We start from the raw sequence: 12,367 nt of genomic DNA, 5'->3' as shown, positions 1-12,367 counted from the left end.
CGCCCCTACGGCGGCTACTTCGACGAGGTCGCCGACGAGCTGGAGGGCGCCCTGGAGGAACAGGGCCTCGGCCGCGCGGCCGAGGACGAGCCCGATCTGCTCGGCGGCGTAGTTCGAGCACTGGCCCGCGTTGTCGCCGTCCGGGTCACCGAGCAGGGCGTCCCGGATGTAGGCGCGGCCGGAGGGGGAGGCCATCTCGTCGAGGAACCGCTCGGCCCACGCCGTCAGGCTGGACGCGAGGTCACCGTGGTCCTCGGGGGCGGTCTCGGGCCGCAGCCGCTCGACCGCCACGTCCGACAGCAGCGTCTGCAGGTCACCCCAGCGCCGGTAGATCGTCGACGGTGTCACCCCCGCGCGCTGGGCGACCAGTGGCACCGTCAGCGCGTCGCGGCCCACCTCTGCCGAGAGTTCGCGCACGGCGGCGTCGACCGACGCCTGGACCCGGGCGCTGCGTCCGCCGGGACGCGCCATCTGCCTGCTCATGACACCCAGCCTAAAGCGACATGATCGCGTCTACTGAACCGGCCGCACGCCCGGCGCCGACCGCCCCGCGGGGGCGAGAGGGCGGGCGGGCCGGGTCTGTTCGTAGGCGTGGCCGGCGCGCAGGAGCATGTGCTCGCCGAGCGGCCTGCCGATGAGTTGCATGCCGATCGGCAGGCCCGCCGCGTCGTGGCCCACGGGGACGGACAGGGACGGCGCTCCGGTGATGTTGGCGAGCGACGACAGACGTACGTATGCGTCGGAGACACCCTCGACGGTGCCGTCGGCCCAGGTGAGGCTCGTCTGACCGGCCGCGACCGCAGTGGCCGGGACGGAGGGGGCGACGATCAGGTCGACCTCGCTCCACACGTGTGCCCACTCCTGTCGCAATCGGGTGCGGGCCCGCTGGGCGCGCAGGTAGTCACCGGCGGGCAGGAGCGCACCGGCTTCGAGGAGGAGGCGTATGTCGTCCTGGTAGAGCTGGGGGACCCTGCGCAAGGTGTCCTCGTGGTAGGCGGTGGCCTCGGGCACCATCAGACCCCAGTGGATGGCCTGGAGGTAACGGGTCATCGGGACGTCGACCTCGACCGGATGCGCGCCGAGGGCATGGAGCTGGTCGATGGCGCTGCGGACGGCGGCCTCCACCTCCGGATCGACGTGGTCGAAGAAGTAGGTGCGCGGCACCCCCACACGTATGCCGGTGAGGTCGGTGCCCGTGCGCGGACGGTAATCCGCCGGGGGGACGGCCAGGGACGCGGGATCGCGCGGGTCGTGTCCGGCCAGGACGGACAGGACCAGGCCCGCGTCCTCGACGGTGCGGGTGAGCGGGCCGACGTGGTCCAGGGACCAGGACAGCGACGTGACGCCGTGCCGGGGGACGAGACCGTACGTCGGTTTGAGGCCGACGACCCCGTTGAGCGCGGCTGGCACGCGGATCGATCCCCCGGTGTCGGTGCCGAGCGCGAAGACCGAGGTGCCCGCCGCGACGGAGACGGCGGAGCCGCCGCTCGACCCGCCCGCGACGCGGCCGGTGTCCCAGGCGTTGCTGGTCTGCGGTGTGGTCAGCCCGTAGGCGAACTCGTGCGTGTGCGTCTTGCCGACCAGGATCGCGCCGGCCGCGGCCAGGCGGGCGGCGACGGTGCTGTCGGCGCGCGCCCGGTGGCCGGCCCGTACGCGGGAGCTTGCCGAGGTCGGTGTGCCCGCGACGTCGATGAGGTCCTTGAGCCCCATCGGGATGCCGTGCAGCGGACCTCGGTAGCGCCCGGCGGCGATGTCGCCCGCGGCTTCGCGGGCGGCCCGGCGGGTCCGCTCGACGGAGACGGAGCCGGCGACGTAGGCGCCAAGCCCCGGCTCCGTGTGCGCGGCGCGGGCCAGGACGGAGTCGGCCAGCTCCACGGGCGACAGCCGGCGGGCCCGGACGGCGTCCGCCGCGGCGGCCAGGGAGAGTTCATACGGTTGCATCGGGGGTCTCCTGTTCGGCGGCGCGGTACGCGGCGGCGGGCGGGGTGTCACCGAAGTCCAGCTCGCGCAGGACCGAGACGACGCGATGGATGTGGTTCGCGGTGGCGGCGACCACGGCGTGCCGGTCGGCGGGCAGCGGCAGCGCGGCGCGGGCCGCCCAGAGGGCCGCTTGCGCGGGGCTGAGGGCGACGGGGGAGGACGCCATGGGGCTCTCCTGTCGGACGATCGCGGGAGACTAAAGCGAAAAGTTTGCGTTAGTGGACCGTAGGGCCTTACGGTCCACTAACGCAAACTTTTCGCTTTAGCGGGCTCCGGTGCCCGCACTCACCCCCCCGCCCCCGCCCCGCAAGGAGAGGCCCTACCGTGAATCCCCCGACACCGGCCGCCTGGACCCTCGGTGACGTCACCGTCCACCGGATCGACGAGGTCGCGCTGCCGCCCGCCACCGGTGCCTGGCTCCTGCCCGACGCCACCGCGGACGTCGTCGCCCACGAGGAGTGGCTGCGCCCCCACTTCGCGGACGCCGACGGCCTCTTGCTCCTCGACAGCCACAGCTTCGCCTTCGTCCAGGGCGGCCTGCGCATCCTGGTGGACACCGGGATCGGCAACGGCAAGGAGCGGGCCAACCCCGCCTGGCACGACCTGGACACCGACTACCTCCGGCGCCTCGACGCCGCGGGGTTCCCGCCGGACTCCGTCGACCTGGTGATCCTCACCCACCTGCACGCCGACCACGTCGGCTGGAACACCCGCCGGGTGAACGGCGCTTGGGTGCCCACCTTCCCCCGCGCCCGCTACGTCACCGCACGCGCCGAGCGCGCGTTCTGGGCCGGGTACGACATGGACGAGGCCCGGGCGCAGATGTTCCGGGACTCCGTGCTCCCGGTCGAGGACGCGGGCCTGCTCGACCTCGTCGACGTCCCCGCGGGCGGCACGCAGATCGCCCCCGGCGTGCGTCTGCTCCCCACGCCCGGGCACACCCCCGGCCACATCGCGGTCGAACTCAGCAGCCACGGCGCGACCGCGGTGATCACGGGCGACTGCGTCCACCATCCGGTCCAGCTCGCGCACCCCGCCATCGGGGCCTGCGTCGACATCGATCCCGTACGGTCCGAGGCCACCCGCCGCGCGCTGCTCGCCTCGCTCGCAGGCACGGACACCCTCGTCCTCGGGACTCACTTCGCGCCGCCGACGGCGGGCCGCGTCGTGGCCCACGAGGGAGCGGACTACCACCTGTCGCCGGTCGTTCCGTCAACGCGGCGCTGACCCGGGCCTGTTCACCCCGGACGGCTCCTTCCACAGACCGGAGCCGCCGGCCCGCTCGTCCCCCGCTCGTCCCCCGGGAGAGCTACGCAGAGGTGTCCACTGTCAGGTGACGACTCCTGATCACCGTTTTCCTAGGGTTCGGAGCAGCCGCGGCTCCAGTGCCACGGACCGGCCCGGACCGTACCGGAGACCGGGGACGAACTGACTCGGGAGTCGTCATGAAACGGGTGGGGCAGATCTTGGCCGTCGTCGCGGTGGCCGCGGCCGGTGGGCAGGGTGCCGCCGCGGCGCAGGGCAGCCCGTGGCTCACCCTTCTCGTCGGCGCCCTGACGGTCGTGCTCTCGCTCCTCGTCTACCGGTGGGCCGTCGGACGCACCGAACGGCGCCCGGTCACCGAGCTGGCCGCGCAGGGGGCGCCGCGGGCGGTCCTGCGGGGCCTGCTCATCGGCGTGGCGATGTTCGCGTGCGTCATAGCGAACATCGCCTTCCTCGGCCACTATCAGGTCCACGGGCTCGGCTCGGCCCCCGGCACGGTCGAGCTGGCCGGTTTCATGGCCGCCGCCGCGGTCACGGAGGAACTGATCTTCCGCGGCCTGCTCTTCCGGCTCGTGGAGCGCGGGCTTGGCACGTACCTCGCCCTGGCCCTCTCCGCCGCGGTGTTCGGAGCGAGCCATCTGCTCAACGAGGACGCCAGCCTGCTCGGCGCCCTCGCCATCGCCATCGAGGCCGGCGGCATGCTCGCCGCCGCGTACGCCGCCACCCGCTCGCTGTGGCTGCCGATAGGGCTCCACTTCGGCTGGAACTTCGCCGAGTCGGGCATCTTCGGCACCGAGGTCTCCGGCAACGGCGCCACGCACGGACTCCTCGACGCCTCGACGTCCGGACCGCGGCTGATCACGGGCGGCGAGTTCGGGCCGGAAGCCAGCGTGTACGCGGTACTGGCCGGCGCGCTGCTGACCCTCACCTTCCTGTGGCTGGCCCACCGGCGCGGCACCGTCGTGCCCCGCCGGCGCGCCGAGCGCGTGGGTGCCCTCGTTACACTCGCCCGGTGACGACACCGCGCGGGGCCGGGCAGGTATGGCGCCGGCTGGACGTCACCGTGCGCGACCTGCCGCTCGGAGTCCTGTTCCTGGCCGCGTCGTTCCTGCCGGGGCTCCGCGGCCACGGCACGCAGGTCGGCGACCTGCCGACCCGCCCCTTCGACGCGTTGACCGCCGTCTGCCTGGCTCTGGAATGCCTTCCGCTCGCGGCGCGCCGCCGGTGGCCGGCCGTCTCCCTGGCCCTGGTGGCGTGCGGCTTCGCCCTCGACCAGGTACGCGGCTACCACTCGGCGGCCGGTACCGTGCTGCCCATCGCGCTGATCAGCGCCGGCTCCCACCTGGCACACCACCGGCGTACCGCCGTGGTCCTGCTGTCCGTCGCGTACCTGCCGCTGGCGGTCGCTCTCTCCCTGCTCGGTTCGGGCGCCGAGACGCCGGACGAGTTCGTCACGTTCTACCTGGTGCTCGCCGCGGCCTGGGCGGCCGGGGCGTGGCTGCGGTCCACGCGGCACGCCGAGGCCGAACGCCGCGAGCACGTCGCGGAGCAGGCGCGTACCGCCGAACGCGCGGGCATCGCACGCGAGTTGCACGACGTGGTGACGCACCACGTGACGGCGATGGTCGTCCAGGCGGAAGCCGCCCGCTACTTGACCGCCGCCCCCGAGCGGCTCGACCGGTCGCTGACCGCCGTCAGCGACACCGGACGCCGCGCCATCACCGACCTGCGCCACCTGCTCGGCGTCCTCAACCCCGACCACAGCACGGAGAACGGCCCCGGCGCCGCGCGCGGCGAGGCCGCGCAGGTCAGGGCGCCGGCGGCCGGGAGGGTCCGCACCCTCGTCGAGCAGACCCGCCTGGCCGGACAGCCGGTCGACTTCACCGAGCACGGCACCCCGCCGCCCTCGACGGGCAGCGCCGACCTCGTCGCCTACCGGGTGGTGCAGGAGGCACTGACCAACGCGCTCAAGTACGCCCACGGCAGCCCGACTTCGGTGCGGCTGCGGCACGGAGAACGGGAGATCACCGTAGAGGTCAGCACGGACGCGACCGGCGCCCGCACCCCGGCCACCGCCGGCGGCGGACGCGGTCTGGCCGGCCTGCGCGAGCGCGTCTCCATCCTGGGCGGCGACTTCAGCGCCGGCGCCGCCGGGGACGGCGGCTTCACCGTCCGGGCCCGCATCCCCGCCGACGGCACCTCATGAGCGCACCGATCCAGGTCATGGTCTGCGACGACCAGATGCTGGTCCGCACCGGCCTCGTCACCATCATCGACGCCCAGCCCGACATGGCGGTGGTGGGCGAGTGCGCGGACGGGCGGACCGGCGTCGAACTCGCTCGCGCGCTCCGGCCCGACGTCGTCGTCATGGACATCCGCATGCCGGTCCTCGACGGCCTGGAGGCCACCCGCCTGCTGGCCGGTGCCGGCGCGCCCGATCCCGTCAAGGTGCTCGTGGTGACCACGTTCAACCTGGACGAGTACGTGTACGACGCGCTGCGCGCCGGCGCCAGCGGTTTCCTCCTCAAGGACGCGCCCCCCGGCCGGCTGCTGCACGGCATACGGACCGTGGCCACGGGCGCGGCCCTCCTGGACCCCGAGGTGACGCGGCAGCTCATCGGCCGGTACGCCGCCCGCATCCGCCCCACCGACCACGCCGCCCGCCCCACCCCGCTCACCCCCCGCGAACTGCAGGTGCTGCGCCTCATCGCGGACGGCCTGTCCAACAGCGAGATCGCCGCGGCCCTTGTCATCAGCCAGGAGACCGTGAAGACCTTCGTCTCGCGCATCCTCGCCAAGCTCCAGCTGCGCGACCGCGTGCAGGCCGTCGTCTACGCCTACCGCCACGGCCTGGCGACCTGATGCCCGCGGCCCGGTCCCGGCTCAGGACCAACCCTGTGGGAGACTCCCGTTCCCCCCACATCTATGGTGCTGTCTTCTGCCTCGCCGAGATCGACATCCGTCCGCGGACCGTCCGGTGGGGCCTGCTCCGTTCCGTGGGGGGAACCGCCCGATGGGCTCTACTCTGCGCGCCGTGCGCGCGCTCGTGCTGCTGCTCGGCTTCTATCTGGTCGGGCTGGCGCTGCTCGGCGCCCTGGCCGCGGCAGACTGGTGGCTGGTCGCGGACAGCGGCCACGGCCTCGCCGCACTGAAGGTCGTCTTCCTCAGCCTCGTCGTCGGCGTGCCGATCGTGCAGGGCATGTTCGCGGTGCGCGGCCCGCGCCTCGAACCGCCGGCCGACGGGCTGCGGGTCGAGGAGAGCCAGGAGCCGCGGCTGTGGGCCGCCGTGCGCCGGCTCGCCGAGCAGACGGGCACCCGCGCGCCCGACGAGATCTACCTGGTGCCCCGGGTGAACGCCGCCGTCTACGAGAAGTCACGGCTGCTCGGCCTGGTCACCGGGCGGCGGGTGCTGCTGATCGGCATGCCGCTGCTGAGCGGCCTCGACGAGGACCAGCTCGTCTCCGTACTGGCCCACGAGTTCGGCCACTACTCCAACGCCGACACCCGGCTCGGCGCGATCAACCGGCGCGGCTTCGAGCAGGTCTCCCGCACCGTCTCCACACTGCTGCGACGCTCGGCCGCCAAAGTGGACGACGAGCGGATGAAGGCCGAGGAGAAACAGGCACGCCGCGTCGCCAAGGGGAAGACGGCCCGGCAGATCGACACCGGCTCGGCGGGCCTGAGCTACCGCCTCGCCGCCAAGCCCTTCATCTGGTACGGAAAGTTCTACGTGCGGTCCATGCGCGGCACGATGCGCCGCCAGGAGTACGCCGCCGACCTGACCGCCGCGCGGATCGCGGGCCGCGCCGCGACGGCGTCCGCGCTGCGCGAGATCCCGGTCCTGGACGCCGCGTTCGGCTTCTATCTGCACGCCTACGCGGGCCTCGGGGCGAACGCGGGTCTGCTGCCGCCCCAGGGCGAGGTCTACGGCGGCCTGCGCCACCTTCTGAAGGCGCGCTCGGCCGAACTGCGGGAACTGCGCGAGACCTTCCCCGACGAGGAGCCCTCCGCCTACGACACGCACCCGCCGACCGCCGACCGGGTGGCCCGCATCGAGCGGCTTCCCGACGACGGGCACGCGGCGGGCACGGCCGGACCGGCGCTCGGCCTGCTGGCCGATCCGGCTGCCGCGTTCGCCGCCCTCGAACACGTGTCGCTGACCCCGGAGGCGCTCACGATGCGCCGCACCGCCGACTGGGCGCAGCTCGTCCACGAGTCCATGACGACGTACGCGGACGGTGCCACGCAGCCGTTGCGGCAGGCCGTGCGCGAGGTGACCGGCGCGGACGGCTCGTTCGACGCGGTGCTCGCGGCGATCGACGGCGGTGCGCTGTGGCAGGTCGCGGACCGGCTGCCCAAATCCGCGCAGGCGGCGGCCGCGACGGGCCGGGCGGCCCGGGAGCTGGTCCGGCCCCGGCTGCACGACCTGCTCCGCGACCTGACCGTCACCGAGCTGATCGCCCGCGGCGGCGCGCACTTCGAGCTGTCCTGGTCGGACTCGGCGCTGCTGCGCCTGCACGGCGCCTCCGAGGAGCAGCTGACCCGCGCCCTGGACGCGGCGGTGGCGGACGTGCCGGACACCACCGGGCTGCGGCAGGTGCTGGAACCGGCCGGTGCGACAGGCGGCACGCGCGAGCGGGAGACGATCTGATGGGCCTCTTCCGCAAGGGACGCGGCACGAACCCGAACCGCGTCGGCTCCTTCAGCGACAAGCAACTCGCGGCAGCAGCAAGGCAGTTCGGGCTCGTTGCGGCCGAAGGGATCGACGGTGGCGCGGCGATGGCCCCCGACCCGCGGTTCGAGGAGGTCAGGTCGGCCGTCCTGGCGGGGAACTGGCGGGCGGGAGCCGCCTATCTGGAGGAAGCGGGCCGCGACTGGGCGGAGCGCCACCGCCGCTGCGGCGCCCTTGCCGCACAGGCTGTCGCGGACGACGGCTGGCTGCTCGCCTGGCGCACCGCCCGGCGCGAGGACCCCGGTGCGGCGCTGGTGAACGCCCGGTCGCTGGTCGACCTGGCCTGGGAGGTCCGCGGCGGCGGCCTCGCGGGCGCCACCACCCAGGAGCAGTTCGCCGGGTTCCACCGGGTCCTCGCGCAGGCCCGGGAGGCGTTCGCCGCGGCGCAGGAGTGGGCCGGTGACGACCCGTGCCCCTTCATCGCGGAGCTGCCGCTGGCGATGGGGCTCGGCTACGACCACGAGACGTTCGCGGCGCTGTGGGCCGAGGTGGAGCGGCGGGACCCGCACCACGTGGGGGCACACCACGCGGCGCTCCAGTACTGGTGCGCGAAGTGGCGGGGCTCGCACGAGGCGGCGGAGGAGTTCGGCAGAGCGGCCGCGGCGAAGGGCGCCGCGGGCCAGCTCCTGTCCACGATCGTGCTGGACGCGTACTTCGAGTACGAGATCACGGACGAGACGCTGAACCCGGGCACCTACTACCAGCAGCCCCACATCGTCGCGGCGACGGACGCGGCGCTCGCGGACGTGGCGGCGGCGCACGCGAAGGACCCGCACGACCGGCGCCTCCCGCCGGCCCGCCACATGCTCGGCCACTTCCTGTACTGGCAGAACCGGTACGAGGAGGCACTGGAGCAGTTCCGCCCGGTGGACGGCTACGCGGGCACGACACCGTGGTCGTACTACGGGGACCCGGCGCAGCGGTACGCGCGGGTGCGCGACTACTGTGCCGCGCAGGTCCTGCACCGCAATCCCGCCGCGCGGTGACGTGACGGGGGCCCGCGACGCGTCACCCGCGCCCGAGCCGCTCCAGCACGCGCCGCATCGCCTCCCGCACGGCGGTGCGCGCGCTGTCCGTGTGGTCGAGACCCTCGAAGCCGTGCCGCCCGTCCGGCACGTCGAACACATCGAGCGGGGCGCCGCCCGCCTCGGCCGCCGCGACGAACTCCGCGACCGTCGCCGCGACCGCGAAGCTCTCCAGCCCCGCCCGGACCAGGACGAACGGTGGCGTGCCACCGCGCGCCACCACCTCGGCGGGCCGGAAACGGGGATCGTTCACGCCCCAGCCCGGCAGCGGCGCCATGATGGGATAACAGGCGGCCAGGCACCGCAGCCACGGCGGTCGCTCGCTGAGCCACGGAGCCGTCATCGGCCCGCTGCCGGAGAAGAACCACAGCGCGATCCGGTCCGCGTCGACGCGGGGATCGGCGCGCACCCCGGCCACCGCGGCGGCCAGGTCCCCTGCGGCGGCCGGGTAGGCGCTGACCTCGTGCAGCCGGTGGTCCAGCGTCACCCCCACGACGCCCTGGTGCGCGGCGTACCGTCCGTACGAGACGAACGTCGTCCAGTCCCGCGGGGTGGGCTCGGCCCCGGCCGGTACCGGGCCGCCGTGCACGAACACGATCGCGGGGCGCGGGGCCGCCTCCGCGCCCTCGGGTACGTACAGGTCGAGGGCGCCGCGGCGTTCGCGGGGGACCGGCGGTACGTCGAGGAGGAACGGGCGCTGATAGGCGGGTGTCTCCGGCTCCTCCTGCGCTGTCATGAGAGTGGCCCCCTCGCCCGCGGCGGCCGCGAGCAGTACCTCGGCGAGTTCCCCGGGGCACGAGAGCATCGGCCAGTGCCCGGTGGGCAGTTCGAAGAAGGTGACGCCGGGCCGGGCCAGGGCCGCGAGCACCGGATCGCCGAAGCTCGTCAGCATGCGGAGGGTGGCGAGGCTCGCCCCGCTGCCCGCACAGAGCACACCGGTGCTCGGAAGGCGCTCCGCCGCGCCGGTCAGCCGCAACGGCTGGGTCAGCGTGCCGAGCGGCTGCGCGGCGGCGGACGCGGTCAGCAGGTCGAGGTCCGCGTCGGAGAGGCCGGCGGTGCTTCCCCAGCGCCGCCACTCCTCCCGCGCGGGCGGCGGCAGTTCACCTGTCGTGACACCGGCCGCGGTGAGCCGCTCGCGCACCTCCTGGTCGGCGAGGGCGGCCAGCGCCGGTACACCGGCCCGCACCGGAGCGGTGTCGACGTGGACGAGCCGGGCGACCCGCTCCGCACGCCGGTCGGCCGCGCCCACCGCCGGGTACACCCCGTAGTCGTGCCCGACCACGACGACGTCCCGCTCGTCCCCGGCCGCGCCGATCGCGTCGAGGACCGCGACCACACGGTCGATGTGTGTCTCCAGGCCGGTCCCCGGGCCGAGGTCCACGACATGCGCCTTCGCACCCCGCGCGGCAAGCTCCTCCGCCGTCGCCCGCCACGCCTGCGGGCCGGTGAACACCCCGGGAACCAGCACGAATTCCGGCATTTCCCCACTCCTTGCGACTCCGTCACGGGCGGCCGTCGCACCGGCCCACCGCGGTGGCCGCTAGATTAGGAACTCCCCCTGAGGGAGGTTCAAGTGCCGCCGTCGCCCGAGCCCGGCCCCGACCGCGCGTCCCGCTCCCCGTCGGCATCGGCGTCCGACGGCCTGTGGAGCATCGGCGAACTCGCCGAACGGGCGGGCACCACCGTGAAGACCGTCCGCTTCTACTCCGACAGCGGCCTGCTGCCGGAGCGTGCGCGCAGCGCCGGAGGGCACCGCCGCTACGCCCCCGGGGCCCTGGAGCGGCTCGCGCTCATCCGCTCCCTGCGCAACCTGGGGCTGCCCGTCTCCCAGGTGCGCCGCATCGTCGACGAACGGGCCGGCGCGCAAGGGGCGTTGGAGGACGCCGTGGCGGCACACCTGCACACGCTCGGCTCCCGGCTGAGCGCGCTGCGCTGGCAGGAGTCCGCGCTGCGCGCGGTCCAGGAAGCCGCGCCGGAGGAGCGGGCGGAGCGGCTGCATCTCGTGGGCGCGCTGGACACCCCGCCGGGCACGGCGCCGCTGGCCCGGTTCTGGCGGGCCTGGCTGCCACCGCGGATGCCGGCGAAGGCGCGGGCCGTCTTTCTCGACGCCGCGGTTCCCCAGCCGCCCGACACGCCGTCGCCCGCGCAGGTCCTCGCCTTCGCGCGGCTGTGCGCCCTGGTGCGACGCCCCTGCCCGACCGGTCCCGCGGCACGCCCCACGCAGCCTGCCGCACACCGGGCGGCGGGCCCCGCGGAGTCCGCCCTGCTCTACGCCGGACTCGCGCAGGCCTACGATCTCGCCGCCGTGCGGATGCGCGGGGGCGTGGACCCCGAGGCGGGCGACGCGCTCGACTGCTTCGTGGCGACGTACGCGAGCGTGCTCCGCCGCCGCGACACCCCCGCGTTCCGTCGCGCACTGGCCCGGCAACTCGCGCTCGATCCCCGGCTCGACGGCTACTGGGAGCTGGTCGAGCGGCTGCTCACCCCGGAGGGCGGCCGCCCGGAGCCGACCCCGGGCACCGCGCACGACTGGTTGCGGACGGCGCTGGACACCCATCTCGCGGCGTAGCGGTCAGGCGCCCCGCGGGGGGCAGCGGTGCGTGGTGCGGACAGGATGCGAGCGCCTGGATCGCCGGCCTCGCGAACCGCCGGGCGACGGCGTCTGACCGCGTTCACCGACCGGTGGCACGTATCACGCCACCTGGGCGGGGGAGGCGTCGGAGGGCAGGAACTCGTCGAAGTCGTAGGCGGGGAAGACGCTCCGGGCCAGGAGCAGCAGGTGCTCCGCCTGGCGGCCGAGACCGGTGACGGTCAGCTCCCGGTGCGAGCGCCGGCAGGCGTCGCGCTGGCCCGCGAGGAGGTGGAGCCCGGCGATGTCCATGAAAGTGGCCTGGTGCAGATCCCACACCACCCGCGTGACGGTACGCGGGAGGTGCGTGGGAGCGGCGAGCAGGTCGGGCAGGGCGTCGAAGTCGATCTCACCGCGCGGGCTGATGACGGCCGTATCGCCGTCGATGGCGGTCGTGACGAACACGTCGGCCCCCTCTCGGGGGTTGTGAGCCCACCGCCGCTCCGGCGCCGCTCGAGGCGGCCGGGCGACGATGACGGGAACCGAATGCCCGTGTAGGGGGCGATGCCCGGTCTCCGTGGACCGGTCCCCTGTCGCCGAGGCAGCAGGACGCCGGTCAATCTCTCGTCCTGGCATCGTTGCACAACGACAACTGTCCCGGCCAGTGCCCGCCCGCCGCGGCGCCGCGTCCGACCGCTGCCCCCGACACGATCCGCGCTGGTGGAAGGCGTGTTGGGGAATGCGCCGGTGCGGCGACATCCGCGGACCCGGCGGCGCCGCCAGGGCTCCGCGGAGGGT

General features: G+C 74.4%; 12 protein-coding genes. 7 read left to right on the top strand and 5 right to left on the bottom strand.

All coding sequences use genetic code 11. The features are described 5' to 3' along the window. The 3 genes from ABZY33_RS32260 to ABZY33_RS32250 form a co-directional block, all read right to left on the bottom strand. Window positions 1–483 (bottom strand): helix-turn-helix domain-containing protein (locus tag ABZY33_RS32260; protein ID WP_356495265.1); only part of this gene is annotated, 483 nt, incomplete at its 3' end. Window positions 484–513: 30 nt separating this feature from the next. Then, complete coding sequence (locus ABZY33_RS32255; RefSeq protein ID WP_356495264.1) at window positions 514–1,941, bottom strand: amidase; 1,428 nt, start codon at window positions 1,939–1,941, stop codon at window positions 514–516. Next, window positions 1,928–2,146: a hypothetical protein gene (locus ABZY33_RS32250; protein WP_356495263.1), complete on the bottom strand. Its 219-nt coding sequence runs from the start codon at window positions 2,144–2,146 to the stop codon at window positions 1,928–1,930. The genes ABZY33_RS32255 and ABZY33_RS32250 overlap by 14 nt, the downstream gene beginning before the upstream one ends. Window positions 2,147–2,304: 158 nt before the next feature. On the opposite strand from ABZY33_RS32250, the gene ABZY33_RS32245 reads away from it, so the two are divergent. The 6 genes from ABZY33_RS32245 to ABZY33_RS32220 all read left to right on the top strand — a co-directional run bounded on the left by ABZY33_RS32245 (window position 2,305) and on the right by ABZY33_RS32220 (window position 8,961). After that, window positions 2,305–3,207, top strand: a complete 903-nt coding sequence (locus tag ABZY33_RS32245; protein ID WP_356495262.1) for an MBL fold metallo-hydrolase — start codon at window positions 2,305–2,307, stop codon at window positions 3,205–3,207. Between the two features lie 218 nt (window positions 3,208–3,425). Further along, complete coding sequence (locus ABZY33_RS32240) at window positions 3,426–4,259, top strand: CPBP family intramembrane glutamic endopeptidase (RefSeq protein WP_356495261.1); 834 nt, start codon at window positions 3,426–3,428, stop codon at window positions 4,257–4,259. After that, a complete protein-coding gene (locus tag ABZY33_RS32235; protein ID WP_356495260.1) occupies window positions 4,256–5,449 on the top strand; it encodes a histidine kinase in 1,194 nt (397 codons plus the stop codon). The genes ABZY33_RS32240 and ABZY33_RS32235 overlap by 4 nt, the downstream gene beginning before the upstream one ends. Next, a complete protein-coding gene (locus tag ABZY33_RS32230) occupies window positions 5,446–6,105 on the top strand; it encodes a response regulator transcription factor (RefSeq protein ID WP_356495259.1) in 660 nt (219 codons plus the stop codon). The genes ABZY33_RS32235 and ABZY33_RS32230 overlap by 4 nt, the downstream gene beginning before the upstream one ends. A gap of 172 nt (window positions 6,106–6,277) precedes the next feature. Beyond that, window positions 6,278–7,894, top strand: coding sequence for a M48 family metallopeptidase (locus tag ABZY33_RS32225; protein ID WP_356495258.1), 1,617 nt, complete (start codon window positions 6,278–6,280; stop codon window positions 7,892–7,894). Beyond that, window positions 7,894–8,961 carry a hypothetical protein gene (locus ABZY33_RS32220; protein WP_356495257.1) on the top strand — a complete coding sequence of 356 codons (1,068 nt, stop codon included), beginning with the start codon at window positions 7,894–7,896 and terminating at the stop codon, window positions 8,959–8,961. Before ABZY33_RS32225 ends, ABZY33_RS32220 begins: the two co-directional genes overlap by 1 nt. A gap of 22 nt (window positions 8,962–8,983) precedes the next feature. On the opposite strand, the gene ABZY33_RS32215 is transcribed toward ABZY33_RS32220, so the two are convergent. Next, window positions 8,984–10,480 carry an alpha/beta hydrolase gene (locus ABZY33_RS32215; RefSeq protein ID WP_356495256.1) on the bottom strand — a complete coding sequence of 499 codons (1,497 nt, stop codon included), beginning with the start codon at window positions 10,478–10,480 and terminating at the stop codon, window positions 8,984–8,986. Between the two features lie 93 nt (window positions 10,481–10,573). On the opposite strand from ABZY33_RS32215, the gene ABZY33_RS32210 reads away from it, so the two are divergent. After that, window positions 10,574–11,569 (top strand): MerR family transcriptional regulator, encoded by a 996-nt coding sequence (locus ABZY33_RS32210; RefSeq protein ID WP_356495255.1) that lies wholly within the window; start codon window positions 10,574–10,576, stop codon window positions 11,567–11,569. A 123-nt stretch (window positions 11,570–11,692) separates the two neighbouring features. On the opposite strand, the gene ABZY33_RS32205 is transcribed toward ABZY33_RS32210, so the two are convergent. Then, a complete protein-coding gene (locus tag ABZY33_RS32205) occupies window positions 11,693–12,034 on the bottom strand; it encodes an STAS domain-containing protein (protein WP_356495254.1) in 342 nt (113 codons plus the stop codon). Window positions 12,035–12,367 lie beyond the last annotated feature (333 nt).

It is taken from the genome of Streptomyces sp. NPDC006552, assembly GCF_040611655.1.
In the GTDB taxonomy this organism is placed as follows: Bacteria; Actinomycetota; Actinomycetes; order Streptomycetales; family Streptomycetaceae; genus Streptomyces.
Note: the sequence above shows the minus strand (reverse complement) of the source record. Positions and strands in the feature narration are given on the sequence as shown.